At 41.3% G+C, this 25,448-nt stretch carries 24 protein-coding genes; 14 read left to right on the forward strand and 10 right to left on the reverse strand.

Annotation, left to right across the window (positions count from 1 at the left end):
• Nucleotides 1-57: 57 nt before the first annotated feature.
• Nucleotides 58-1,404, reverse strand: coding sequence for a magnesium transporter (gene mgtE / locus GXP67_RS32335; RefSeq protein ID WP_162446939.1), 1,347 nt, complete (start codon nt 1,402-1,404; stop codon nt 58-60).
• Nucleotides 1,405-1,588: 184 nt separating this feature from the next.
• Nucleotides 1,589-2,266 carry a phospholipase D-like domain-containing protein gene (locus tag GXP67_RS32340; RefSeq protein ID WP_162446940.1) on the reverse strand — a complete coding sequence of 226 codons (678 nt, stop codon included), beginning with the start codon at nt 2,264-2,266 and terminating at the stop codon, nt 1,589-1,591.
• Between the two features lie 210 nt (nt 2,267-2,476).
• On the opposite strand from GXP67_RS32340, the gene GXP67_RS32345 reads away from it, so the two are divergent.
• Complete coding sequence (locus tag GXP67_RS32345) at nt 2,477-4,633, forward strand: prolyl oligopeptidase family serine peptidase (RefSeq protein ID WP_162446941.1); 2,157 nt, start codon at nt 2,477-2,479, stop codon at nt 4,631-4,633.
• A 151-nt stretch (nt 4,634-4,784) separates the two neighbouring features.
• On the opposite strand, the gene GXP67_RS32350 is transcribed toward GXP67_RS32345, so the two are convergent.
• From GXP67_RS32350 to GXP67_RS32365, 4 genes are all read right to left on the reverse strand, one after another.
• Entirely contained in the window at nt 4,785-5,333 is a 549-nt protein-coding gene (locus GXP67_RS32350; protein ID WP_162446942.1) for a dihydrofolate reductase family protein, read from the reverse strand.
• A gap of 77 nt (nt 5,334-5,410) precedes the next feature.
• A complete protein-coding gene (locus tag GXP67_RS32355) occupies nt 5,411-6,208 on the reverse strand; it encodes a phosphatidylinositol-specific phospholipase C/glycerophosphodiester phosphodiesterase family protein (protein ID WP_162446943.1) in 798 nt (265 codons plus the stop codon).
• Between the two features lie 5 nt (nt 6,209-6,213).
• The gene (locus tag GXP67_RS32360) at nt 6,214-7,620 is read right to left on the reverse strand and encodes an alkaline phosphatase PhoX (protein WP_162446944.1); all 1,407 of its coding nucleotides are present in this window, start codon (nt 7,618-7,620) and stop codon (nt 6,214-6,216) included.
• A gap of 401 nt (nt 7,621-8,021) precedes the next feature.
• Nucleotides 8,022-8,426, reverse strand: coding sequence for a hypothetical protein (locus tag GXP67_RS32365; RefSeq protein ID WP_162446945.1), 405 nt, complete (start codon nt 8,424-8,426; stop codon nt 8,022-8,024).
• A 304-nt stretch (nt 8,427-8,730) separates the two neighbouring features.
• Between GXP67_RS32365 and GXP67_RS32370 the strand changes: the two genes are divergently transcribed.
• From GXP67_RS32370 to GXP67_RS32430, 13 genes are all read left to right on the forward strand, one after another.
• The gene (locus tag GXP67_RS32370; RefSeq protein ID WP_162446946.1) at nt 8,731-8,985 is read left to right on the forward strand and encodes a CBU_0592 family membrane protein; all 255 of its coding nucleotides are present in this window, start codon (nt 8,731-8,733) and stop codon (nt 8,983-8,985) included.
• 11 nt (nt 8,986-8,996) lie between these two features.
• Nucleotides 8,997-9,425 (forward strand): hypothetical protein, encoded by a 429-nt coding sequence (locus GXP67_RS32375; protein WP_162446947.1) that lies wholly within the window; start codon nt 8,997-8,999, stop codon nt 9,423-9,425.
• Nucleotides 9,426-9,546: 121 nt separating this feature from the next.
• Nucleotides 9,547-9,687 carry a hypothetical protein gene (locus tag GXP67_RS32380; RefSeq protein ID WP_162446948.1) on the forward strand — a complete coding sequence of 47 codons (141 nt, stop codon included), beginning with the start codon at nt 9,547-9,549 and terminating at the stop codon, nt 9,685-9,687.
• A gap of 120 nt (nt 9,688-9,807) precedes the next feature.
• Nucleotides 9,808-12,255: a bifunctional aspartate kinase/homoserine dehydrogenase I gene (gene thrA / locus GXP67_RS32385; protein ID WP_162446949.1), complete on the forward strand. Its 2,448-nt coding sequence runs from the start codon at nt 9,808-9,810 to the stop codon at nt 12,253-12,255.
• A gap of 116 nt (nt 12,256-12,371) precedes the next feature.
• Nucleotides 12,372-13,298, forward strand: coding sequence for a homoserine kinase (locus GXP67_RS32390; protein WP_162446950.1), 927 nt, complete (start codon nt 12,372-12,374; stop codon nt 13,296-13,298).
• A gap of 91 nt (nt 13,299-13,389) precedes the next feature.
• The gene (gene thrC, locus GXP67_RS32395) at nt 13,390-14,694 is read left to right on the forward strand and encodes a threonine synthase (protein WP_162446951.1); all 1,305 of its coding nucleotides are present in this window, start codon (nt 13,390-13,392) and stop codon (nt 14,692-14,694) included.
• 58 nt (nt 14,695-14,752) lie between these two features.
• Nucleotides 14,753-15,553, forward strand: a complete 801-nt coding sequence (gene proC, locus GXP67_RS32400; protein ID WP_162446952.1) for a pyrroline-5-carboxylate reductase — start codon at nt 14,753-14,755, stop codon at nt 15,551-15,553.
• Nucleotides 15,554-15,790: 237 nt separating this feature from the next.
• Nucleotides 15,791-16,705, forward strand: a complete 915-nt coding sequence (locus GXP67_RS32405; RefSeq protein ID WP_162446953.1) for a sugar phosphate isomerase/epimerase family protein — start codon at nt 15,791-15,793, stop codon at nt 16,703-16,705.
• 193 nt (nt 16,706-16,898) lie between these two features.
• The gene (locus tag GXP67_RS32410; protein WP_162446954.1) at nt 16,899-18,368 is read left to right on the forward strand and encodes a phytoene desaturase family protein; all 1,470 of its coding nucleotides are present in this window, start codon (nt 16,899-16,901) and stop codon (nt 18,366-18,368) included.
• 151 nt (nt 18,369-18,519) lie between these two features.
• Nucleotides 18,520-19,236, forward strand: a complete 717-nt coding sequence (locus GXP67_RS32415; protein ID WP_162446955.1) for an HAD family hydrolase — start codon at nt 18,520-18,522, stop codon at nt 19,234-19,236.
• Between the two features lie 12 nt (nt 19,237-19,248).
• Entirely contained in the window at nt 19,249-19,515 is a 267-nt protein-coding gene (locus tag GXP67_RS32420) for an SWEET family sugar transporter (RefSeq protein WP_197901600.1), read from the forward strand.
• A 389-nt stretch (nt 19,516-19,904) separates the two neighbouring features.
• Nucleotides 19,905-20,354: an ATP-binding protein gene (locus GXP67_RS32425; RefSeq protein WP_162446956.1), complete on the forward strand. Its 450-nt coding sequence runs from the start codon at nt 19,905-19,907 to the stop codon at nt 20,352-20,354.
• Nucleotides 20,344-21,099 carry a tRNA(His) guanylyltransferase Thg1 family protein gene (locus GXP67_RS32430; RefSeq protein WP_162446957.1) on the forward strand — a complete coding sequence of 252 codons (756 nt, stop codon included), beginning with the start codon at nt 20,344-20,346 and terminating at the stop codon, nt 21,097-21,099. Before GXP67_RS32425 ends, GXP67_RS32430 begins: the two co-directional genes overlap by 11 nt.
• Before the next feature lie 178 nt (nt 21,100-21,277).
• On the opposite strand, the gene GXP67_RS32435 is transcribed toward GXP67_RS32430, so the two are convergent.
• The 4 genes from GXP67_RS32435 to leuB all read right to left on the reverse strand — a co-directional run bounded on the left by GXP67_RS32435 (nt 21,278) and on the right by leuB (nt 25,436).
• A complete protein-coding gene (locus tag GXP67_RS32435; RefSeq protein WP_162446958.1) occupies nt 21,278-21,955 on the reverse strand; it encodes a hypothetical protein in 678 nt (225 codons plus the stop codon).
• A gap of 11 nt (nt 21,956-21,966) precedes the next feature.
• Nucleotides 21,967-22,920 carry a glycine-rich domain-containing protein gene (locus tag GXP67_RS32440; RefSeq protein WP_162446959.1) on the reverse strand — a complete coding sequence of 318 codons (954 nt, stop codon included), beginning with the start codon at nt 22,918-22,920 and terminating at the stop codon, nt 21,967-21,969.
• 161 nt (nt 22,921-23,081) lie between these two features.
• Entirely contained in the window at nt 23,082-24,257 is a 1,176-nt protein-coding gene (locus tag GXP67_RS32445) for a 2-isopropylmalate synthase (RefSeq protein ID WP_162446960.1), read from the reverse strand.
• A gap of 102 nt (nt 24,258-24,359) precedes the next feature.
• A complete protein-coding gene (leuB, locus tag GXP67_RS32450; RefSeq protein ID WP_162446961.1) occupies nt 24,360-25,436 on the reverse strand; it encodes a 3-isopropylmalate dehydrogenase in 1,077 nt (358 codons plus the stop codon).
• Nucleotides 25,437-25,448 lie beyond the last annotated feature (12 nt).

The raw sequence follows: 25,448 nt of genomic DNA on the forward strand, positions 1-25,448 counted from the left end.
GGCAATAGGATTCCCTACTAGGATAGGAGCAGAAGGATAAGAATAAATCCCTATGGCTTAAAGTAATAATCGGGCGGTCATAAAATAGACCGCAATGCCCAGGATGTCATTGGCCGTAGTAATGAAAGGGCCGGAAGCAACCGCAGGATTAACGCCAAATTTATCCAGGATAAGAGGAGTAACAGTACCAGTAAATGACGCAACCAGTACAACGGAAATCAGGGCGACTGATACGACCATTGCCAGGCGAAGGTCCGTTCCGAAGGCGATATTAAAAGCAAATACAATACAGCTCAGTACAAAACCATTCAACAGGCCAATGAGCAATACCCGTATCAGGCGCTGAACAGTACTGGTTTCGAGAACCGATTTATTGGCAAGACTTTGTAAAATCACGGAAGAAGACTGGATGCCCACATTTCCGCCGGTGCCTCCGATCAGGGTAACAAAAAATGCCAGGGCTGGTGCCAATATAATTTCATTTTCAAACAAGCCCATAAATCTGGCAGCGATCAAACTTCCGGCTACCCCAATGGTGAGCCAGGGCAACCTGGCTTTTACAGAATCGAGAACCGTATCATCATCTTCGGTATCACCGGAAAGACCAGTCATGGCTTGCCGGTCTAAGTCGGCTTGTTCAGTGATTACGTCCACAATATCATCAATTGTGATACGGCCTAATAGTTTACCGCGTACATTCACCACAGGAATAGATTCCAGGTCATAGCGCTGCATAATATCAGCAACCTCTTCGGCAAGCTGGTGCGATTCTACGGATACTACATCATCGTCGTATATATCAGAAACCCTGGTGTTGGCCTTAGAGAGTACGATTTTTTTCAGAGATACCCTTCCTTTCAGAATACCCTGGTCGTCGATCACATACACAGAATTAAAGCGATCTACTTTCTCTGCCTGTCTCCGGATTTCATCCACACATTGTACCACCGTCCAGTTGATATTACATTTCACCAGCTCTTTTGCCATCAAACCACCAGCCGTATCTTCTTCATAATGCAGTAGGTCGATAATATAGCGGGCTTTTTCCCGGTTTTCGAGCAAGGCAATCACTTCTTCCCTGACTTTACCAGGTTGTTCATTGAGGATGTCAGCCGCATCATCAGAATCAATATAATTAATGAATTGTGCAATCTGAGCAGAATCAAAATCTTTCAAAAAGTCAGCCCGCCAGTATGCATTCAGGTTACTCACTACTTCGGCACCAGTCTCTTTATCCAGTAAACCCAGAATATACCTGGCATCATCGTCATCCAGCTCATATAAAACATTGGCAATATCAGCCGGGTACAATTCATTCATGCTTTCCTGAATGAAAGCCTCATCCTGAGCCTCAATGGCCTTTTCTAACTGCGTAAAATATTCTTTGCTAAGTTCAAAAGGCATTATACCGGTTGATTTATAAAGTGTATGAGAAGATTAAGCAGTTGTGCCAATCGTATTAGCCGTTCCTGCTGCAATTTTAATGCCTGCAAAAATAGCCTAAGTCCTGCCAAGTTTCCTAACAGGCACAGATAGTTTCCTTGTTTTTTAAAGCCGTTTCTTTAAAACTTTATATTTGTAACAGGCCTCAATATACTGCCAGATTTTGCCATAATCGCTCAAATTCATGCTCAAAAGCTTCTACGGCTTGTTTATCTGAGGTAATTAATATGTTTTCGTGGTTATATTTGGCAGCACTTCTGGTCCAGTTATAACTGCCGGTCAGCACATATTCCTTGTCGATGATGGCAAACTTATGGTGCATATGGTCGCTGGTCTTGTCAATACGCACTGGAATGCCAGCCTGTTCCAGCCGCTCAATGTCTGAACCGGCATCATGCAGTTTTTCATTATCAGTGATGATAAACACCTGTTTTCCCAGCCGGTGGCAGTCAATAATAGTATCCGAAATGCGGTCGTCGCTAATGGTAAATACACAAATCTGGATGGTATGTACAGCCGAGCGTAACTGGCTAATAATCGCATCCAGACAAGCTTCTCCAGGGCTAAAATACACAGTAGCTGGCTGCACATTTTCGGTTTTAATCAGTAAAATTTTATTTACTTCTTCCAGCCAGTGAATTACTTGCAGGTCGTTTGGATTAGTTATCTTCGCTTGTACCCACGAAAAAAAACGGTTTCGGAGCCAGGCACGGGTATTTTCATTGGCCTGCGCCTGATGTAATGCCTGTTTGAGTTCTTTTTTATCAGAAGAGGTAAGGATATGGGGAAAGGTTCGCAAAAATAGTTTTTCTAAATCTTCCATCGGTGCTATGAACTATATATAAATTCTATCGGGTAAATCCTATGGTGGGTGGCGTGAAAGTAAGAATAAAACGCTGAATAAAATGCGTTTGCAGGCAGGATATTCAATGAATTTATTTTTCATTTTTGTAGTTTATTACATTTATATAAAGAAAGAATGGCATTCCAGCCGGGAATGTTTTCCATCCTATATACCTTTACCTAAAGCCTTATGATAAAGTTAAAGCAATTTCCACTTTTAATAACTATTCTATTGATGTCCCTGGCTCCACTCACTTTTGCGCAAAATCACCAGAAAATTGCCTATCCCCTTACAGAAAAAACCAGTCAGGAAGATGAGTATTTCGGAACAAAGGTAGCAGATCCTTACCGCTGGCTGGAATTTGATACAGCAGCCAATGTTGCCCAATGGGTAAAGGCACAGAATGAGGTTACCCAGGCTTATTTAGCTAAGATTCCTTTTCGTCAGCAGATAAAAAAGCGGCTGGAAGAAATATGGAATTATCCCAAGTATTCATCTCCGGAAAAAAGAGGGGAGTATTATTTCTTCTTTAAAAATAATGGCCTGCAAAACCAGAGTGTGCTCTATTACCAGAAAGGCCATACGGGAGAAGCAAAGGTATTTCTAGACCCCAATACATTATCTCCCGATGGAACCGTAGCACTTACCGGAATTTATTTCTCAAAAGATAACCAGTACATGGCCTATACCATGGCTGCCAGTGGCTCTGACTGGAATGAAATCCGGGTGATGAAAGTAGCCTCCAAAAAGCTGTTGAGTGACGAAATCAAGTGGGTGAAGTTTTCGGATGCTTCCTGGCGTGGTAATGGGTTTTATTACAGCCGGTATGATGCTCCTGCCAAAGGCAAAGAACTTTCTAACCAGAACCGGTTTCATAAAGTATATTATCATACACTGGGCGATACCCAGGAAAAAGACGAACTGGTGTTTGAAGACAAAAATCATCCGCTCCGGTATTTTTTTCCTAAGGTCAGCGAAGATGAGCGTTTCCTGATTATCCATGGCTCTGAAGGTACGCAAGGCACAGAAGTGCATGTAAAAGATATTAGTGCCAATCAGAAAGACTTTACCCTTTTATGTAAGGGTTTTGAATACAACTATGCGGTGGTAGATAATGTAGGAGACAGGCTGCTGGTGTTAACAGATAATGGCGCTCCCAATTACAGACTGGTCTCTATTCTTCCAAAACAGCCAGAAACCGGCAACTGGCAAACCATCATTGCAGAAAAGCCGGAATTGCTCGAGAAAGTGAACACTGCCGGAGGAAAACTATTTGCCATTTATCTGAAAGATGCCAGCAGTAAAGTGTATCAACTGACAATAGCCGGAAAGGTAGAAAAAGAAATCTCGCTGCCTGCGATTGGTACAGTAGGTGGATTTGAGGGCAAAAAGGATGATCAGGAAGTTTTTTACACCTTTACTTCTTTTACTTATCCAACAGCAATCTATAAGTATGAGGTAGCGAAGGGTACTTCGGAATTGTTCCGGAAGTCTGATTTTAAGATGAACATGGATGCGTTTGAGACAAAACAGGTATTTTACCAAAGTAAAGATGGCACAAAAGTGCCTATGTTCCTGGTTCATAAAAAAGGCTTACAAATGGATGGTACCAATCCTACGTATCTGTATGCCTATGGTGGCTTTAATATCAGCATGACCCCTTCGTTCAGTGTGGCCAGAATGGTCTTTCTGGAAAATGGAGGCATATTTGCCATGCCTAATTTGCGTGGTGGAGGAGAGTATGGAGAAAACTGGCACAAGGCTGGTATGCTGGAAAAGAAACAAAATGTGTTTGACGATTTTATTGCGGCCGCAGAATACCTGATCCGGAATAAATATACTTCTACAGGAAAACTTGCCATTGCCGGTGGTTCAAATGGCGGCTTGCTGGTAGGTGCTGTGATGACTCAACGTCCGGACTTATTCGGAGTAGCTCTGCCGGCAGTAGGCGTGATGGATATGCTGCGGTATCATACATTTACAGTAGGCTGGGGCTGGGCGGTAGAATATGGTTCCAGTGCTAAGGAAGATCAATTTAAGTATTTGTATAAATATTCTCCTTTGCATAACCTGAAAGCAGGAACAAACTATCCCTCTACCCTAATTACCACTGCCGACCATGACGATAGGGTAGTACCTGCACATTCGTTTAAGTTTGCGGCTACTTTGCAGGAAAAGCAAGCAGGCCAGGCACCTGTATTGATCCGAATTGAAACCAAAGCAGGCCATGGTGCCGGAAAACCAACTTCCAAGCAAATAGAGGAATGGGCAGATATCTGGTCGTTTGTGTGGTATAATATGGGGGTAACACCTGTCCTCACAAAAGAACAGTCGATGAAAGAATAATGCTTGTTCCAGGTACAATGTGATGGAAGTTGGAGGTAAGAAGTAGGAAATAAACCTTCTATCTCTTTATTTCCAAAGAAAACATCTAAAGGTTGAACTAAATCGGCTCTCGCCTCAAGAGTGCCGATTTAGGTTTTCATTGAAAAAGCGATTAGCTGCTTTTGTGATACTTTATCTGGTAAGTCAACAGCAGTACACCCGACTCATAGACTTTTGTATCTAATAGGAGTAAGTCTACTTCTTTTTTACTGTTTCCAAAAAGGGGAATGCCCTTGCCAAAAAGCACTGGGTTGAGCTTGATTTTAAGCTCATCAATCAATTGATGCTCCAACAAAAAGCCAGCAAAATCCCCTCCACCACACAAGTAAATAGGGGTGCCTTCAGTCTGCTTTAACTGGTTAATAAATGCGATTTCGTCCCGGTCAATGATGTGGACCTGTTGACTGGCTTCATCAAAGGTCAAACTTCGTGAAAATATATAGTGCTGCATATGAGGATAGGCTGGCTGTCCTTTTTGCAGTCCATAATCATATCCAAATTCATAGGTTCTTCTACCCATAAGGACCGTATCATACTTCTCAAGGCTTTTCAAATAGTCTTCTACATGGGTTCCTTCTGCCAGAAAACCGTTAATTGTCCCGTTTTCATGGGCAATATAATGGTCCAGCGTAGTGGCTACATGATAAATAATCTTTCGCATCTATTCTTTCTTTGATTGACTACAAAGGTTTTATCGCTATTGATGAAAAACCTGTTTTACCTGATTCTAATAGTATGTTAGGGCTTGGTTTGAGCAGAGAGAAAAGTTTGTAATTCCTGAAGCTTGTCTGTATTGATAAAATCTACACCTGCTTCCAGTAAAGATTTCCATACATTTAGCTTCTCTGGCGATGCCCATAATCGCAACTTTTTGCCTTGTTTGTGAGTTTCTACTGCTAACTTTCTCAAAATTTGTTCGTCAGCTTCCGGAATCGTGCCTTCACCATTCCATTTAAGGACTTTCGAGTAATTCTGACTAATAACCGGCATAAAATCAGATGCATGGTTTGCGGCTAAATCTTCCGGCCTTCCATCTATGGAAACCAAAGGTGTAGCCTCCTGTTGCACCGTACCTGTTGGCCTGTTTCCGGATAGTACGACTTTCACTCTTCCATCCGGATTATTTTTTGTCTGTAGTAAACTGGCATAAGGCGTAAGCTGCTTTTTTAGTAGGGCATATGTTGGTTCCGCATCCGTTTTAATGTCTATCATCAGGTAAATAGCAGGAGAATAGCCAGGATATACATATCCTTTGTTGAGGGCGATATGCTGACTCAGTGGCTCCAGATAGGCTTTTTTCAGGGTTAGAATATTCTGTAAAGAACTTGGTTTGTCGTGCACTACATACAGTTCCCCATCGATGAGATGAATATCGGCTTCGATGCTGGTAAAACCATATGAAAGAGCATCCAGCAAAGGCTTTTTGTGCAGATAATCATTATGGGCATGGGCATTGGGCAAAGGTTTTACCTGTGCTTCTACCTTGAAAAAAAGGGCCTGTCCTATCAGGCAGGCCACAAATATACATAATCGCATAGGAATTAAATGGATGAACGCCAGGGGCCTGTAATTGCCAGGGTAATCCCCGGACCTTGAATATTTACAAAATACGTATTGCCATCAGGTGAGAACACGCCCCCTGCGAATTCTGACTTATAACCAGTGTTTTCAGCCAGTTTATAATAATCACCAGATGGGGTAATTCCCACTACAAACGGATGTGCATCGTCTTCGCACAAAACTACATCGCCCCAGGGAGCCACGGTCAGGTTATCGCAGTATTTCACAATATCAGAATCGTTGGGTTCGGCAAATATCTGGAGTTTTCCCGGTGAATTTTTTTCACCAGGTTTGCCTTCTTCCGGGCTGGGGACATATTTGAAAACCTGTCCTTTAGATTCAAAACCACCATTGGTGCAGGCAAAATACAGCTCATTGGTGCCAAACCACATCCCTTCTCCCCTGGCAAATCTGGCGGCTCCTTTATCAAAGCCCCGGTAACGCAAGTCGTCTTCCGGCGATTCAACATTGTCAATGTCTATCCATTCTACTTCAACATCAGTACGGAGCGGCATTTTAGCAGTTTCCAGCAGTTTCCAGTTGCGGGTATCAAAACTTTTCTGCCCTTTAATAGCTAGTACCTGCAAACGTCCACCTTTCGCCAGTTCCTTAGGCTGGTTAGGCAAATAGCGGTAAATTAATCCATCCGGGCGGTCTTCGGTTTCATAGACAATGCTGGTTCTGGGATCAACACACACTGCTTCATGGTTAAACCGGCCCATAGCTTTTAAAGGAATTGGTTCTGCCAGGCCGATTTTTTCACTGGCTGGTACTTCAAAATTAAATCCATGGTCTTTTTCGAGTTTTTCACCGGCTTTGTCAACGGCTTCTTCACAGGTGACCCAGCTGTTCCAGGGGGTACGACCGCCGGCACAGTTGCGGATGGTACCTGCCAGACTTAAATATTCAGTTTCAACAGATTGTGTTTTTGGGTTGTAAATCAAGGTTGTAGTGCCTCCTAAAGCCGGAAGTTCTCCCTTACCAAAGTCGTATAACTTATTGCTTTCTATTTTACTCAGTAACTCGTTTTTCTGCCCAAAAGGACTATCTGCCAGGGAGGATGGACTGATCTCATGGTTACGTACCAGAATTACTTTTCCACCAGATCCTGCAAATGAAGCCATACCATCTGCTTTTCCGGGGGTGAAAAAGCCATCGCTCATCTGAGTTCCCTGTTTGGAAATAACCTTATAGGAAAAGCCTTTGGGAAGATTCAGCACGCCATTGGGGTCAGGCAACAATGGACCATAACCTTTGGAAGTGTTGATTCCGGACGAGGCTACTGTCCGGGAAGCACAGGCATATAAACCCATAAAACCAAGACTTACGACTCCTGATACTTTCAGAAAGTTCCGCCTGGAGTATTGATTGTTTGATTGAGAATGCATACGAAATGAATAATTGTAGTTTCAGGTTTAATTACACCTGTGGAGGTGAATTGCAAGTTTATTTAATTAACATATCTTAAATATTAAATATACATTAATTTTTATACACATAATCCATTGTAACACGCTTTTGTTTGATGCCAAAGCTGTTGGAGTGATAGATAAGAAGAAAAGTAGGATTTATTTTTACAAAAAATTAGCAATGCAAATACGATTTTGTTTAAGCTGGCCGGTATTATACTATTTTATTGCTTTCTAAACAGATTCGTATTTTAAGAAGTAAATAACTTTACTGATCTGCTTTGTTTATTAAACAAAAAAAAATCGCCTCATAAACTGAAGCGATTTCTGAATTGATTAGTTACTGGTTAGGCAGCTTTTTGCCTGATTATTCCATTCATTTAATTCAAAGACTTAAACCACAATTTAGCTTCGGGAAGGTCTTTGAAAATCTGAGAAGTATAATGAGGTGTTTTCTTAATTAAATCCTGAATGGCAAATTGCTCAAAAATATCTGGCGGGTATATAAACGCAATATTTTTTAAACCTGCCTGAATTGCTTTTGGAAACCAGATATTGGCAATCCACTCATTACTAGCTGTCCAGGTACCTTTTACTTTCCGGGTATCAGAAATAATATTGGGGCATTTAAATTCCTGGATACAGGCTAAACTCTGGTTTAAACTCTTTTTAAGTTTTTCATCATTCGGATAGCCATTTCTGGTTGTAATAACTATTTTACTTGATGGATCATATTCTACCATGCAAAAATCATCCTGATAATATAAAACTAGCTCGCTTGTCATATTCTGTTGTTTACTATTTTTTGCCTGTATACTTATTATTCAAAGTGAGTAAACCATTGTAAAAACCCAACCTATAAAGTAAATGTAAGTTTGTTCATTTACTAGCCTGTAAGGCCAGACCAGTATTGCTTTAGTATTTATATAGTATCTGATCAAATTGAGCATTTTACCTGTATGATGCTAAAGTAGAAACATGTCCAGGTAAAGTTTTAAAGCACACTAATAAATTTTAAAAATAAACTAAAATATCGGCCATATTCCCAGGTTGAAATGTATAGTTTTGATAGATATTTTATGATGATATATGGAATATAAAACTCTGATTGATGTAGTAGGCTGGGCTGGTTCGATACTGGTAGTGGCCGCCTATATTTCGGTAAGTTACGAGCGGCTTAAACTTTCTCCCCGGCTGTTTCAGCTGTTAAATGCAGGTGGCAGTATCTGTCTGATTGCAAATACGATCTATTATCAGGCGTATCCTTCTGCAGCTGTAAATGTGATCTGGCTTTTTATTGCCTTGGTTTCCTTAGGGAGAATGAGTGCTAATAAGTCATTATAAATCCCAATGATATGAGTCTATGTAAAATTCAAAAGTTAATTCGGGCAGGGGCTATGCTTATTTTGTTGAACACAATAGTTTGGGTATCGTCCTGTATTTCTAAACATGAACGGTTAATTTCATTCAGTTCACAATATTCACATGACTTTTCTGAGAAAGAATTAGATGATCCTGAACAATATCCCATGGAGAAAATTATCAGTCAACAACAGGTCAGAGATACGTTGATTTTAGAAGTGGATCTGCCCTTTAGTGGCTGTGCAGACTTAGAAGGGAATATTCATATAAAAAATGATTCACTCATTCTTTTTTATTATTTAACTGATGAAACGCTGTGTACAGAACAGATACATTATTTGTTGACATATAAAATAATGAATCAAGAAAGGATGAAGTATAAGCCAGCTCTTCAATACAAAAAGAGATATAAAAATTACTAGAACAATATGTCTGGCTGTCCTTTGAATCAAGCCTCTTTTCTCCTGCTATTTAGCAAATTCATAAAATTATAAAGCTTCTTTTGTTTGATTTGTAAAATACTATTTGTAATGTTGCGGGCCTATGTCAAAACAGCCAGTATTTGATATTTTTTCCACTCAACCAGGTATGCTGCCGTACCGGGCAATGATCCGCTATACCGGCTTCCTTACGTGCTGCTTTTCTGCAATTATTATTACAACAGCTATTATTCCAACCCTTTAGGGGGTTGACAGCACACATATTATCACCAGGGAATGGTCCCGCACACAAAGGTTAGCACCTACGTTCCCCTGTTTCTCTTTCCAAGATTTATCATCCGTTTTTATATAGCATTACCCACCAATGAAAGTATTAAAGTTCGGAGGCACCTCCGTAAAATCCCCCGAAATGATCCGTAAATCCGGCGCCATCGTTCAGGCAGCCTTAGCGGAAGAACCAGTTGCAGTTGTGTTTTCTGCCATGTCGGGCATTACCGATCAGCTGGCCGGTGTCGCTGCCTTAGCCTCACAAGGAAACGAAACGTATTTACAGGGACTGAAGGAAATTGAGAAAAAACACATCAGCGCGGTTAGTGAATTATTACCCATTCAACAGCAGAGTAGTGTCCTGGCTTCGGTAAAAATGATTCTCAACGAACTGGAAGATGTGCTGCAAGGTTTGTTTCTGCTCAAAGAGCTTACCCCCAAAAGCCGTGATTTTGTAATGAGTTTTGGTGAAAGGCTCTCTTCCTACCTCATCACCGAATACTTCAAATCTATTGGTATGAACGCTTCTCTCACCGACAGCCGCAAACTCATCCAGACAGATAATCATTTTGGCAATGCAGCTGTCAACTTTGATATAACTTACAAGCACATTGCTGAGCATTTCAAACAAGTAAACAACGTACAAATATTTCCAGGCTTTATTGCGTCAACCGCTGCCGGAGAAACCACTACGCTGGGAAGAGGAGGGTCTGATTATACAGCTGCTATTATTGCCGCCGCCATAAATGCAGATATGCTCGAAATATGGACAGATGTGGATGGCATGATGACAGCAGATCCCAGAAAGGTGCGAAAAACCTTTCCGCTGGAACAATTATCTTATAAGGAAGCCCTGGAACTTTCCCATTTCGGAGCCAAGGTATTATATCCACCATCTGTTCAACCAGTGCTGGCAAAAAATATTCCGCTGAAAATAAAAAACACTTTTAATCCGGAAGCTGCCGGAACACTCATTACGGAAAAAAGTGGGAATAACCAGCTGGCGATCAAAGGTATTTCATCTATAGATGTGGTGGCACTGGTTACCCTGAATGGGAGCGGAATGGTAGGTGTATCTGGTTTTGCCATGCGCTTATTCAATGCCCTGGCCAAGCACCGGATTAACGTGATTCTGATTACACAAGCCTCATCAGAGCATTCCATTACCGTAGCCATAACTCCTCAGGATGCCATTATTGCGAAGCATTCCATCGAAGAAGAATTTAGTCGTGAATTGCAAATGGGTCAGATTGAGCCGGTTGAAGTAGAAGAAGGACACAGCATCTTGGCCATTGTGGGAGAGAACATGCGGAACACACCTAATATCTCAGGCACTCTTTTTTCAGCCCTTGGCAAAAACGGAGTGAACGTTCGGGCCATCGCTCAAGGCTCTTCGGAGAATAATATCTCAATCGTAATCAGCCAGTCGGATACTAGAAAAGCACTGAATGTGATTCATGAAGCCTTTTTCCTCTCGGGCACAAAAGTGTTGCACATTTTTCTGATCGGAACCGGTTTTGTGGGAGGTACCCTGTTAGACCAGTTGCAGAGGCAGGCAAAATACCTGCTGGAAAATCATGCGGTTGAAATCAGAGTAGCAGGGATAGCCAACCGTCGTAAAATGCTTCTGAATGAGGAAGGTATTCCCCTTTCTGACTGGAAAGCCTTACTTGAAAATACTGGCGAACCTTCAGACCAAGGGCAATTTGCCAGCCGCATGCATGAACTTAATTTACGTAACAGCATTTTGGTAGACTGTACGGCCAGTGCCGAAGTAGTAAGGTTATATGAAGATTCATTAAAACATGGGATTTCTATCGTTACGCCCAATAAAGTAGCTTGCTCTGGTCCCTACGGCCATTATACTAATCTAAAACAGATTGCTGCCAGACGGGGGGTAAAATTCCTGTATGAAACCAATGTGGGCGCTGGTTTGCCGGTTATTAAAACACTAAATGATCTTACACAAAGTGGCGATGAAATCATTCGTATTGAGGCCATTCTGTCTGGTACCTTAAACTTTTTGTTTAATGAGCATAAAGAAGGTGTTTCATTCAGCAGCATTGTAAAAAAAGCACAGGAACTCGGCTATTCCGAACCTGATCCACGCATTGATATGAATGGTGTAGATGTAGCCCGTAAGATATTGATTCTGGCCAGGGAGGCGGGAGCAAAGTTTGACTTTGCAGATGTAGTATCAGAAAACTTTCTGCCTGCTGCCTGCCGGAGTGCTGCTTCCGTAGAAGAGTTTTTTAAGATTCTGCCAGAGTATGATGTTCATTTTGAAAATATCCGCAAGGAAACAGAAGCAAAAGGTTTACGGCAGCGTTATGTGGCCGTGTATGAGAATAATACAGTTAAAACGGGTTTGCATATTGTAGATCAGTCACATCCATTTTATCAGGTAGAAGGCAATGACAACATGGTGCTTTTCACCACCGAACGCTATAAAGTTCGTCCGTTGATTGTAAAAGGGGCAGGGGCAGGAGCTGCGGTAACTGCGGCTGGTGTATTTGCTGACATCATCCGGATTGCTAATTTTTAGACCTTTTCCTGATTTATTCCAGTCAGGAGAATGAGGTTGTAATTACTTGTCATTGGTGTGTTACAAACTCTTAGCCAATGACTATTGACCAATGACTATTGACCTAAACCTATACAATGGAAAAATCCATTAAAATATTTGCACCGGCTACTGTAGCCAATGTTGCTGCCGGATTTGATATCCTGGGATTTGCCCTGGAAAAGCCAGGAGATGAGATTCTGATCCGCAAAACGGATAAAACCGGTATTCAGATCAAGAATGAGAGTGCATTCACTTCTATGCCCTTGCAGCCTGAAAATAATACAGCTGGGGTGGCTTTACAGGCGTATCTGGATGCGATTGAGAGCAAGCAGGGATTTGAGATTACCTTTATCAAAAAAGTAAAGCCGGGAAGTGGCATTGGAAGCAGTGCAGCCAGTTCGGCGGCAGCGGTGTTTGGTGCCAATGAATTGCTGGGGAATCCTTTGCCAGCTAAAGATTTGGTCGCTTTCGCGATGGAGGGTGAACGCTTAGCCAGTGGTTCGGCCCATGCTGATAATGTAGCCCCCGCTTTACTCGGTGGTTTTGTATTGATCCGTAGTTACCATCCCCTGGATATTATACCCTTGCCTACGCCAGAACGTTTGTGTTGCAGTATTATACATCCGCAGATCGAATTAAAAACTGAAGATGCCCGGAAAGTACTCAAAAAGCAGATTACGCTGCAAAATGCGGTAGTACAATGGGGGAATACCGCCGGTCTGATTGCTGGTTTATTCCGGGAAGATTATGCCCTCTTTGGACGCTCACTGCAAGATGTAATCATCGAACCCACCCGTTCTATTCTCATTCCAGGTTATGATCAGATGAAGGAAGCTGCTTTACAGGCCGGTGCGCTTGGATGCAATATTTCCGGTTCCGGACCTTCGCTGTTTGCTTTCAGCACATCCTTAGAGGAAGCAAGCCGGGTAGCAGAAGCCATGCAGCAGGTGTGCAGCAGTTTGCAAATTGACAGTGATATTTATGTTTCCAGAGTAAATAAAAAAGGACCGATTGTTTTATAAATGTCAATAGTCATTGGTCAGTAGTCATTCGTTGTTTTCTTACATTCAACAATAACCAATGACTATTGACCAATGACCAATAACTATTCCGATGAATTACTACAGTACAAATAAACAGATTGCGCCGGTAAGTTTTAATGAAGCCGTTATCTCCGGACTGGCACCAGACAAAGGCTTGTTCATGCCTGAGCAGATTCCGGTATTATCCCAATCCTTTATCCAAAGCCTGCCAGACTTATCTTTTGTCGAGATCGCTACAGAAGTTGCCAGTCATTTTATTGGCCAGGAAATTCCGGAGAAAGACCTGCAGACCCTTATTGCCGATGCATTCAATTTTGATATACCCCTGGTTGAACTCCGGGAGGATCTGCATATTCTGGAATTGTTTCATGGACCCACACTGGCTTTTAAAGATGTAGGTGCCAGATTTATGTCCAGGATAATGGCATATTTTCTCAGGAATGTGGGTCAAAAAGTGTATGTATTGGTGGCTACTTCTGGGGATACCGGAAGCGCTGTTGCACAGGGTTTTTATAAAGTTCCTGGTATAGATGTCGTGATTTTATATCCATCCGGAAAGGTGAGCAAAGTGCAGGAAGTACAGTTTACGACCCTAGGTGAAAATATAACGGCTCTGGAAGTAAATGGCACTTTTGATGACTGCCAGCGGCTGGTAAAAACGGCTTTTGCCGATGTGAACCTTCGCAACAAATTGTACCTGACATCCGCTAATTCAATTAATATCGCCCGTTTGCTGCCACAATCATTTTATTACTTTTATGCCTATGCCCAGCTACGCAGAAAGTACAAGGGTCCGGTTGTGTTCTCTGTGCCAAGTGGAAATTATGGCAATCTCACAGCCGGATTGTTTGCACAGCGCATGGGTTTACCGGTTCACCATTTTATTGCCGCCAGCAATTCTAACGATACAGTTCCGCTTTATTTGCAAAAAGGAACCTATCTACCTAAACCTTCTGTAGCTACGATCTCCAATGCTATGGATGTAGGTGATCCCAGCAACTTCGCCAGAATGTCGGATTTATTCGGAAACTCTTTACCTTCTATGCAACAGCAGATTTCCGGCTATAGCCTGAGCGATGCCGAAACCAGAAATGCCATGAAAGAAATGCGGGATAAATTCCAGTATACGATTGATCCGCATGGGGCTGTTGCATACAAAGCGTTTGAGACCTACAAAGCAAATGGTGGCGAGGGGCATGGAATTATTCTGGCAACGGCACATCCGGCAAAGTTCGGTGATGTGGTAGAAAGTGCTATTGGAAAGCAACCCATCTTGCCGGAACAACTGGCTACGCTTCTGAATAAACCAAAAAAGTCTATTCCTATGTCAAATTCCTTCGAGGGTTTGAAAGAATTTTTGATGAGCAATGCTTAGATGTAAGTTATTGTATAATAAATAATTGAATGTGTTAATTTGATTTAATACTTGAATAATGAATATCCTAATTATTGGCGCCGGAAACATGGGCAGCACCTTTGCCAAAAGTTTTCTGGCTTCCCACTTTACCACCCGTGAAGAATTATTTGTGCAGGAGAGAAATTCCTCATCCCAGGAACGCATTCCGGAGCTATTACCGCAAAACGTTTACAAACTGCCTGGTGCGTATATCTCCCAGGTAGATATCATCGTTATTGCGGTTAAACCACAAGATTATAGTGTGCTATATCCGGCTTTGCAACCGTTTATTCATGAAGAACAAATTATCTTATCACTGATGGCCGGAGTAAGCCTGACTACACTGGCAGAAACTTTACAGGTTCCGAAGCTGGTAAGGGCCATGCCAAATCTTCCTTCCCAGATCGGGATGGGAATGACCGTGTTTAGTTGCAGTGCAGGATTATCACGTAAAGAGTTATTCATTATACAGAACCTGCTCAATGCAACAGGCAAAGCCTTATATGTGGAGGATGAAAAACTGATTGATGCGGCTACTGCCGTTTCCGGCAGTGGGCCAGCCTATGTGTATTATTTTATGAATGCCATGATTAAAGCCGGTGTTGAACTGGGTTTTACTCCTGCCCAGGCAGAGTTGCTGGTGAATCAGACATTTATGGGCTCCGTGCATTTGCAGAACCGCAACAGCCTCACCTGTGAAGAACTGATGAAAAAAGTAGCTTCGAAAGGAGGAACGACTGAAGCCGCTTTCCGGGTGTTCAACGAACATAGTGTTGAGACTGAAATTATGGAAGGATTGTTTGGCGCCTTCAAGCGTTCGGTAGAATTAGGCAGATAATTGCATATTCACATCCTGCTATTTTTTCTCGCTTTCTAAATTGACAAATACAATAAATTCTTCTTATATTTATATGCTTTGCGATTTAATAAAGGTTTGATAAAAAGCTAAACAGCCATCTTAATAGTAAAATTATACTATGGATTTGTAGGTGGTTTGATTCAACCTTTATTTGAATAAAGTTATTATAAGAGGCTTTTACCTAATCCATTTGTTAATTTTCCTAAACTTATTTACATGAACATTTCGAGACGGACATTTTTAAAAAATAGTACCCTTGCCTTAGCCGGAACTACCTTACTGGCTAGAGAGGGGTTTGCTTTTAAATCCAAAGAACTCATTGGCGTTCAGCTTTATTCCATACGGGATGATATGAAAAAAGACCCGCTGGGTACGTTGAAACAATTGGCTTCAATGGGTTACAAACACGTAGAGCATGCCAATTATGTAGACCGGAAATTCTATGGCTATGGCGCTAAAGAATTTAAAAAAATACTGGATGATCTGGGCCTAAAAATGCCGAGCGGCCATACAGTAATGAGCAAAGACCATTGGGATGATACCAAGAAAGACTTTACGGACAAATGGAAATATACTGTAGAAGATGCAGCTACCCTTGGTCAACAATTTGTGATCAGTCCCTCTATGAGTGAAACGGTACGTAGAAATTATGATGAACTGCTGCGCTTTATGGAACTGTTTAACAAAAGCGGCGAACTTTGTAAAAAATCCGGAATGAAGTTTGGCTACCATAACCACGATTTCGAGTTCAGCGAGAAGCTCAACAACTTAACCCTGTATGATATTATCCTGAAAAATACAGACCCTAAACTGGTAATGCAGCAACTGGATATTGGTAATATGGTAAATGGCGGCGGAGAAGCGATGGAAGTGCTGAAAAGATACCCTGGTCGTTTTGAATCCATGCACGTAAAAGACGAGATTAAATCTGAGAGTAAAGAACATGGGACCTACGAAAGCACAGTTCTGGGAACTGGCCTGATCAATGTAAAGGAAGTAATTGACTGGGGACGTAAATCCGGAGGAACTATACATTTTATTATTGAACAGGAATCTTATCAGGGAAAAACGCCGCTTGAGTGCGTAAGAGAAGATTTGAAGGTGATGAAAAAATGGGGATATATTTCCTGAAAAGGAAAATAAAGAATTCCATATATTGGTATTAAATTGCCTGCGGTTGTATCTAATTAAGATATAATCGCAGGCAATTTAATTTACAGAAAAACTTGAAAATCGCTAACCTAAATCGTTGTTAGAAAGTTAAATATATGAAATGAAACTTTGTTATAGTGGCCTTCTCGATTACTAATAACCCTTACAAAATTTGTTAGAAAAAAGAGAGTTTGATGCAGTGGTAGTGGGAAGTGGCCCTAATGGATTGGCTGCTGCTATTACCATGCAGCAAGCCGGACTCTCAGTATTACTTGTAGAAGTGAAGCATACGATTGGAGGAGGGATGCGTACTGCCGAACTTACATTACCTGGCTTTAAGCATGATATTTGTTCGGCTATCCATCCACTGGGCGCAGATTCTCCTTTATTCAAAACGCTGCCTTTACAGCAGTTTGGTCTTGAATATATATATCCACCGGTGGCTGCTGCCCATCCTTTTGACGATGGAACTGCCGCATTATTATACCAGTCCGTGGAGGCTACGGCTGCTACTTTGGGAATAGATGCAGAAGCTTATCGGAAGTTAATCAATCCGCTTTCTAAAGACTGGCCAAAGCTGGGGCCGACGCTGCTTGGGCCATTGCAGGTGCCGCCTCCCAATTTTCTGGCAATGGCCAGATTCGGATTGTCAGGTATATTGCCTGCTACTACTCTGGCCAATATCAAATTCAAAGGGAAACTGGCCAAAGGCTTATTTGCTGGAATGGCTGCCCATTCCATATTGCCCTTATCATTTACCACAACTGCTGCTCTAGGTTTGGTACTCACTCTACTGGGGCATAGCAAAGGATGGCCTTTACCCAAAAGAGGTACCCAGCAGATTGCCAATGCCTTAGGTGCATATTTTATATCGATTGGGGGAAAAATTGAGACTAATTTCCAGGTGAATTCTCTCAACCAGTTACCTTCATCCCATGCTGTTCTGTTTGATATTACGCCCAGGCAACTGTTGAAAATTGCCGGACATACGTTTTCACCTTTATACAAATGGCAACTTCAACAATTTAAGTATGGATTGGGTGTATTTAAGATCGATTATGCGCTGGATGGACCTATTCCTTTCAAAAATGAAATGTGCAAACATGCTGGAACCCTACACCTGGGAAATACCATAGAAGAGATTGCTGCCGGAGAAGAAGCCATTTATCAAGGCAAAAATCCCGAAAAACCATTTGTATTATTGGCCCAGCAAAGCCTGTTTGATTCCACCCGGGCACCAGCAGGAAAGCATACACTCTGGGCCTATTGCCATGTTCCCAACGGCTCTACTGTTGACCAGACCAACGCCATCGAAAATCAGATTGAGCGCTTTGCGCCGGGTTTTAAAGAGCGGATATTAGTCAGACATGTCATGAATACAGCGGATATAGAGACCTACAATAGCAATTATATAGGTGGTGATATCAATGGGGGCCGTCAGGACATTACCCAGCTTTTTACCCGTCCTGCCTTACGTTTTTCACCATACAAAACTTCCCGAAAAGGACTCTATATCTGTTCATCATCTACCCCTCCTGGCGGTGGTGTTCATGGTATGTGTGGCTATCATGCTGCCAGAACTGCTTTGAAGGATATATTCAATATCAAAATTGGATTAATACCTGAGAAAGCAAGACTTTAATTGGCCTTTGATTTGATTATTATCTTACTGCTTTAACTGATATTAATTTTTAGTTAAATCATACACCATATAGAATTGGAACAGCTAATTTGTTATCTTTGTTTAATTACAAAAGGAATTCAATGGAGTTCTTTAATTTGAAATTTTATATATGAATAACACAATTTTTGAAGCGGTTATTTTTGATATGGACGGGGTTGTGATAGATACCCGTAAACCCATTGAGGCATTCTGGATAGCATTGGGCAATAAGCATCAGATAGCCATTACACAGGAACTAATGGAAACCAGGATTCATGGCTGCCCGGCCAGGCAAACGATCAATGCTTTGTTTGGGAATTTATCAGAGGCTCAAAAAGAGGAAATATTTGAAGAAGGCGAAGAGTTTGAAACCTCCATGGAATATATCGCTATGGCAGGGGTAAAATCATTACTTCAAAGCCTGAAAGCCAATCAGATTCCTACTGCCCTCGTCACTAGTTCGCTCCGGCCAAAAGTTGATAAAGTAATAAACCATCTGGCTCTCGAAGGCTTATTTGAAGTAATTGTTACATCAGACCTGGTAAAAATAGGAAAACCCGATCCAGCCTGTTATGTAATGGCTGCTGAAAAATTAGGTAAAAATCCTGCCAGCTGTGTCGTGTTTGAAGATGCAGTGAGTGGTGTAAAAGCAGCAATCGGCGCAGGCATGCTTACCGTAGGGGTGGGCACTGGCATGCAAGAGAAATTACTCAAAGAAACCGGTGCGATAGATTGTAAACCTGATTTCCATAATGTAGCCATCAGAAATCATAAGAATTCCCTTGAGTTAGTTGTTTCAAACCATCTGTCACTTGAACTTTCTGCCAGTCAGTATATCACAAGATAAACAGCTATTTACATGTTCTCCATATTTTCCATAGAAACAGTAGGCCTGATTGCAGGAGCACTAACTACAGTTTCTTTTGTACCACAAGTGATCAAAACATGGCGTTCAAGGTCAGCCAAAGATTTATCCCTCAGCATGTTTACTTTATTCTGTGCAGGCCTGATCTTATGGCTTATTTATGGAATCGCCTTATCTTCTCTTGCCATCATTATTGCCAATGCCTTTACACTGGTATTGGCGATCTGCCTGCTCGTTTTTAAATTCACTTTTAAGAACTGACAATCAATACATTGCGGTTGTTAATCATAGTGGTGGATACTCACTACTTGCGATTCTGAGCTTAAAAGCGAAATCGTCATTTTGTTGTGTTGGAAGTATTGATCTTCTGTTAAATGATTATATAGATCGGTACATTTTTCTGAATTGGTATACTGAACGTAGAAAAGTTGCTCGCCCTTTTCATTCTCTATCTTAATAATAGACCCCATAATTAGAAGAATTAGGTAAAATATAAAAAGTTGAAATCCTTTCAAATGTCTTGCCAGGATTCCATAAATTAAGCTTTACTAGTACTTTAACGTAATTAGAATAAGCATGCCTTTCAAGATAATAACAACTTATTGAACTTTTTTAATAAATTTCACCCTTTTCCTGGCTTATTATATTTTATGCACCTCATTCTGTTTATTGGAATACCCGGAAGTGGAAAAAGTACTTTCTATTTTCAGCATTTTTTCCATACTCATATGCGGGTGAATCTGGATATGCTTCGCACCAGAAACCGGGAGAACAGGTTGCTTGAGTTTTGTTTTCAAACCCAGATGCCTCTGGTCGTGGATAATACCAATGTACAGTTGGAGGAGAGAAAGAAATACATAGATGCAGCAAAACAACATAAGTTTAAAGTGAGTGGATATTATTTTGAATCCAGCCTTCAGGCAAGCCTTGAGCGGAATGCAAAGCGTACTGGTAAACAGCAGGTGAGTGAAAAAGGGTTGAAGGCGAAGTATTACCAGTTGCAAATCCCGGAAAAGACGGAAGGATTTGATGAATTATTTTACGTACGTGTTCAAGACAATTTTACTTTTGACATAAGCCCCTGGAAAGATGAAGTTTGATGAATTCGATGCGCAGATGCGGATATATGAAACGGCTCACGACCAGTTGATTGCGCCAGATTTTTATGTGGTGGCTAGGCTTGATGGCAGAGGGTTTACAAAATTAACGAAAGAGAAACTTGACCTGGAAAAACCATTTGCTGTAGAATTCCGGGATGCGATGGCAATTACTGTAAAACACATGATGAATTGTGGTGCAAGAGTAGTGTATGGATACACACAAAGCGATGAAATCTCATTATTGTTCCATCGGGAAGATGCTTCGTTTAACCGAAAACACCGGAAATTACTTTCCATTCTGGCCGGAGAAGCAAGTGCGGCGTTTACCCATGAGTTAAAGCATATGGGCGTATTTGATTGCAGGTTATCGATTTTGCCCAATGAGGCAAAAGTACTGGATTATTTTGCCTGGCGTGTGGAAGATGCCCACCGCAATTCACTGAATGCGTATTGTTACTGGAAATTGCGGGAAAAAGGCAAATCCGTAGCAGAAGCCACCAGGCAACTAAAGAGCTTGTCGGTAGCAGAGAAGAACGAATTGCTTTTCAGCATGGGAATTAATTATAATAATCTACCTGTCTGGCAGAAAAGAGGCATGGGTTTCTATTGGAAAATACAGGAAAAAGTTGGTTTTAACCCTGTAAGCAGGCAGGAAACAAAGGTGTTGCGGAAAATTCTTTACCAGGAAATGGAGCTGCCGCTCACCAACTATAAACAGTTGATTACACAACTCATGCATACATAAGGTGTTAAAAATAGATTGCTTATATAAAACAATGTATTAATGTCATGTATTTTAGAGTTGAATAAATTGAAATTCATACAATAAGTCTATTGCCATTTACTCAAGTACGGATAATAAACTACAGAAAGAACTTTTATAGCATACCAAGGCATAAATTCTTTATCTTTTTATTAAAGACTTAGTCTAAATCAATAAAAATAGAACGATAGATTAAGATATTTTCTTTGCTAAGCTGTGGATTTATGTCTATTATATTTGAGATAAACAGATTCTCATTTAATATTATTTCTAGCCTTTTTATTAAATTGTCACTTAAAATCAAAGAAGTAGTTTGTGTTGACACCTTTTTATCAAAAGCAATTTTATTGATTTTTCTAATTTTCGGATCTATTTCAACAACAAAAACAAGTCCTTCCTGCTTCCTTAGTTTTTTATACTCATCTTTAGAAAAAAGTCGTTTTCTGTTTTGCCTTATGAATTGGTTAATATTTATAGAATAATCAATTATATAACTTTTGTCTATTTGATAATAATTACTCTTGACACTGTCTGATTGGCTTTTAGCGATAGAATTACAAATAAGAATAATAATTACAATCATTAAAGTTTTCATAGCTATATAATGTTTCTTAATGAGCCTGTTTGATAATTTTGGCTCATCATTAGTTACCGCACCCTGTATAGTAGACATAGTTTCACCGTATCCTCCATAACTATTTAATCGTAATTGCGATTCAGTAAATATTCGGGGATGGCCATTATTATTGTGATAAATATTTATGTTTGATCTATTAGTTGTTCTTCTGAAATTTAATGGTATTTCATTAAGCGAGTGAGTACTTTGAAAAGAGGCCATAATAGAGTTTGTTAATCACCTCCGCCACCACCACAACCGCTGCTACAACCACTACTGCCACTATCTCCACCGCTATCACTGCTACCACTGTCACTGCTACTGCTGTCGCTTGAGTTGGAATCTGAATAGTCGCCCCCTGCACCCCCGCCACCAAAAAAACCTCCTCCAAATCCTGCAAAACCGGCTGCTGTTCCACCGGAAGAACTCGAAAAGTCGCTACTACTGCTGCTTGAAGTGTCACTATTGCTGGAAGTTGTAGAATGGCTATCTGTTCGTTTATTCCTGTGTTTTTGCTTGTGTACTTGCTTATTCAAAGTTTTTTGATGGACTCTTAGTGTAAGCCGGATAATAATAAAAATAACCAAGGCTATTGCTCCAAAACCTATAAGCAAACCAGTAGCTACCGGGTCTCCACTACATCCGATAAGTATTCCCGAAAGCAGTGCGATAAGCAGAAAAGATTGTGTGCGTACAGATAGCCTGGGTTTGGGTATAAGCCATACTTGCCGGGTATTGATACGCTTAAAGTATTTTGCTTCGTTAAATCTTTCTTCAGTCGATGGCCAGATATGAGCAGGAGGGACACTGCCAAAGAAATGCTGATAAGAAGCTAATGTACGGTTGTATAAATCTTCAAACTTATTGTCTTCCTTGGCTCCACCTTTGGTTGCATGGTGATGCAGTTTTTGATGTAAAATATCTTCACATAAGTCTTCCCAGTAGGATTTGGTGTAAGTTAAGTGCAAATGCCAGGCCTGGTCAACGGCATCGGAAGGAGTAACCGGATGACCTGCATGAACGGCGAGAAAAATAAACTTTTTGTATTCTTCCGTTACATCTTTAGCATAGGCATGTGTCCATCCGTTTTCCCGGGCCAATCGTTTGGAGAAGGATAGGGAAGAGTCTATATTATCGATCTGCCAATGGTTAAGTTTCTCAAATAACTCTTGTTGCGTGTTTGTCATAGATCTTTAAATTCATTGTAAGTATAATGGTTGGGGCAAAAAAAAGCCTCACCGGCTAGGGTGAGGCTTAATAAGTTTATATGTTGGTACGGATACCTGAGACATTTCATAGTACCCGATATTACAAAACTTTTCTCAGTTCTGCAAATTTTCTGAGCACTTTACTTCCGGTTTGCTTCTGCTTTTACCGGATATTGTTCAGCTACCAGTTCCTGCAAATCTTCATCGGTAATCAGCTTTTTCTCGTCAGCTAAAGCAATGAATTTTTTGTACATATCGTCCAGTTCTGCTTTTTCGAAGCTGTATCCTAAAATTTCCAACCGGTGTTTCAAGGCATGACGGCCGCTACGGGCAGTCAATACGATGGAAGATGAAGGAATACCTACTTCCTGCGGATTGATGATTTCATAATTCTCGGCATGTTTCAAAAAACCATCCTGGTGGATGCCAGAGGAGTGCGCAAATGCATTTTTACCTACAATTGCCTTGTTTGGTTGAACTGGCATACGCATCATCTCAGAGACCAATAAGCTCGTTGGATAAATGAGTTTCGTATTAATATTGGTATGCAACTTCAGATCCTGGTGGGTTTTCATGATCATCACTACTTCTTCCAGAGAAGTATTTCCGGCCCGTTCACCAATTCCATTCATGGTTACTTCCACCTGGCGGGCTCCATTTACCAATCCTTCAATCGAATTAGCAGAAGCTAGTCCCAGATCGTTATGGCAATGCACAGAAATAGTAGCCTGGTGTACATTTTTCACATGCTCAAACACATATTTAATCCGGTTACCAAAGGTATGCGGCAGGCAATATCCAGTCGTATCGGGAATGTTTACTACCGTAGCACCAGCACCAATTACCGCTTCAGTCAGTTTTACCAGAAAATCCAGATCAGCCCGTCCGGCATCTTCGGCATAGAATTCTACATCTTCTACAAAGCTCTTGGCATATTTAACCGCCCAGATTGCTTGTTCTAGGATTTTTTCCCGGGTACTGTTAAACTTGTATTTAATGTGCATATCGGAAGAACCGATACCAGTATGGATGCGCTTGCGTTTAGCAAACTTTAGTGCTTCGGCTGTACATTCGATATCTTCTTTTTTTGCTCTGGCAAGCCCGCAGATCACCGGCTCAGTTACCGCCTTAGATATTTCCACTACCGAGTTAAAGTCTCCCGGACTGGAAATAGGAAAACCTGCTTCCAGAATATCTACCCCTAAGGCTTGTAGTTCCAACGCAACTTCAATTTTTTCTTTGGTTGTTAGCTGGCAGCCTGGCACCTGCTCTCCATCTCTCAGGGTAGTGTCGAAGATATAGACTCTATCGCTCATAGTATAATTGTTTTTGTTAGAAATTGCCCTATTTTATCAGATACCTGAAGTATCCAAAAGTAAATAAGATTAAAAGTTAAGGATTTATCTGTAAAATACGTACTATAATTTTTTAATAATTTTTTCGCCCATCGCATCTGTCCCAACAATTTTATCTGTTGCAGTCGTAGCATCGGCAATATCTCTGGTGCGGAAACCTTCTTTCAGCGTCTGTTCTACAGCCTGAATTACCTTCGCTGATTCTGCTTTTAGCCCGAATGAAATATCCAGCATTAGGGCAACTGATAGGATAGAGGCAAGTGGGTTAGCTACTCCTTTACCAGAAATGTCATACGCAGAACCATGGATCGGTTCATATAAGCCAGTCTGATCGCCTAAAGATGCGGAAGCAAGCATGCCCATCGAACCGGCAATCTGTGAGGCTTCGTCAGTAAGGATATCACCAAATAAATTTCCGGTAAGCACCACATCGAACGAGCGCGGGTCTTTAATGAGCTTCATCGCAGCCGTATCGATGAACATATGTTCTACTTCCACATCCGCATAATCTTTAGCCATTTCCTGCACTACCTCGCGCCATAACCTGGAGGATTCCAGCACATTGGCTTTGTCTACAGAGGTTAACTTTTTGCTGCGGGTTCTGGCGGCTTCAAAAGCACGTTTGGCAATCCGGCGCACTTCCATTTTAGAGTAGATCATCGTATCCACAGCTACGTTGCCATTGTCCCGGCGTTCCCTGGGTTCGCCAAAATATACATCACCGGTTAACTCCCGGAAAAACAAAATATCTGCCCCTTTTAAAATTTCCGGTTTAATACTCGAAGCATGAATGAGTTCATCAAATAAACGAATAGGCCGTAAGTTTGCGTATAAACCCAGCTCTTTCCTCATTTTTAGTAAGCCTTGTTCCGGACGCACTTTCAGAGATGGATCATTGTCATATTTAGGATGGCCAACGGCACCAAATAGTACCGCATCAGAAGCCTTTAGTTTTTGAAGCGTTTCATCCGGTAGCGGATTGCCGGTTGCTTCGATGGCTGTGTGTCCGATGAGGGCTTCGTCAAATGTAAAACGAATGCCATTTTTTCCGCTGAATGTTTCTAATACTTTTTTACCCCAGGTAGTTACTTCTTTTCCAATGCCATCTCCTGGTAATACTACTATTTTCTGTTCTTTCACGTCGGGTTAAAG

The sequence above is a fragment of the Rhodocytophaga rosea genome (assembly GCF_010119975.1).
Classification (GTDB): Bacteria; Bacteroidota; Bacteroidia; order Cytophagales; family 172606-1; genus Rhodocytophaga; species Rhodocytophaga rosea.

What these genes read in the sequence shown, in the direction of transcription:
- GXP67_RS32360 (WP_162446944.1), bottom strand. Translation starts at nt 7,620, where the DNA reads ATGCATTCTCAATCAAACAATCAATACTCCAGGCGGAACTTTCTGAAA.
- thrC (WP_162446951.1), top strand. Translation starts at nt 13,390, where the DNA reads ATGAATTACTACAGTACAAATAAACAGATTGCGCCGGTAAGTTTTAAT.
- GXP67_RS32430 (WP_162446957.1), top strand. Translation starts at nt 20,344, where the DNA reads ATGAAGTTTGATGAATTCGATGCGCAGATGCGGATATATGAAACGGCT.
- GXP67_RS32390 (WP_162446950.1), top strand. Translation starts at nt 12,372, where the DNA reads ATGGAAAAATCCATTAAAATATTTGCACCGGCTACTGTAGCCAATGTT.
- thrA (WP_162446949.1), top strand. Translation starts at nt 9,808, where the DNA reads ATGAAAGTATTAAAGTTCGGAGGCACCTCCGTAAAATCCCCCGAAATG.
- GXP67_RS32350 (WP_162446942.1), bottom strand. Translation starts at nt 5,333, where the DNA reads ATGCGAAAGATTATTTATCATGTAGCCACTACGCTGGACCATTATATT.
- GXP67_RS32425 (WP_162446956.1), top strand. Translation starts at nt 19,905, where the DNA reads ATGCACCTCATTCTGTTTATTGGAATACCCGGAAGTGGAAAAAGTACT.
- GXP67_RS32405 (WP_162446953.1), top strand. Translation starts at nt 15,791, where the DNA reads ATGAACATTTCGAGACGGACATTTTTAAAAAATAGTACCCTTGCCTTA.
- GXP67_RS32415 (WP_162446955.1), top strand. Translation starts at nt 18,520, where the DNA reads ATGAATAACACAATTTTTGAAGCGGTTATTTTTGATATGGACGGGGTT.
- GXP67_RS32365 (WP_162446945.1), bottom strand. Translation starts at nt 8,426, where the DNA reads ATGACAAGCGAGCTAGTTTTATATTATCAGGATGATTTTTGCATGGTA.
- GXP67_RS32440 (WP_162446959.1), bottom strand. Translation starts at nt 22,920, where the DNA reads ATGACAAACACGCAACAAGAGTTATTTGAGAAACTTAACCATTGGCAG.
- mgtE (WP_162446939.1), bottom strand. Translation starts at nt 1,404, where the DNA reads ATGCCTTTTGAACTTAGCAAAGAATATTTTACGCAGTTAGAAAAGGCC.
- GXP67_RS32380 (WP_162446948.1), top strand. Translation starts at nt 9,547, where the DNA reads ATGTCAAAACAGCCAGTATTTGATATTTTTTCCACTCAACCAGGTATG.
- GXP67_RS32340 (WP_162446940.1), bottom strand. Translation starts at nt 2,266, where the DNA reads ATGGAAGATTTAGAAAAACTATTTTTGCGAACCTTTCCCCATATCCTT.
- GXP67_RS32370 (WP_162446946.1), top strand. Translation starts at nt 8,731, where the DNA reads ATGGAATATAAAACTCTGATTGATGTAGTAGGCTGGGCTGGTTCGATA.
- GXP67_RS32345 (WP_162446941.1), top strand. Translation starts at nt 2,477, where the DNA reads ATGATAAAGTTAAAGCAATTTCCACTTTTAATAACTATTCTATTGATG.
- GXP67_RS32420 (WP_197901600.1), top strand. Translation starts at nt 19,249, where the DNA reads ATGTTCTCCATATTTTCCATAGAAACAGTAGGCCTGATTGCAGGAGCA.
- GXP67_RS32435 (WP_162446958.1), bottom strand. Translation starts at nt 21,955, where the DNA reads ATGGCCTCTTTTCAAAGTACTCACTCGCTTAATGAAATACCATTAAAT.
- GXP67_RS32445 (WP_162446960.1), bottom strand. Translation starts at nt 24,257, where the DNA reads ATGAGCGATAGAGTCTATATCTTCGACACTACCCTGAGAGATGGAGAG.
- GXP67_RS32375 (WP_162446947.1), top strand. Translation starts at nt 8,997, where the DNA reads ATGAGTCTATGTAAAATTCAAAAGTTAATTCGGGCAGGGGCTATGCTT.
- GXP67_RS32355 (WP_162446943.1), bottom strand. Translation starts at nt 6,208, where the DNA reads ATGCGATTATGTATATTTGTGGCCTGCCTGATAGGACAGGCCCTTTTT.
- proC (WP_162446952.1), top strand. Translation starts at nt 14,753, where the DNA reads ATGAATATCCTAATTATTGGCGCCGGAAACATGGGCAGCACCTTTGCC.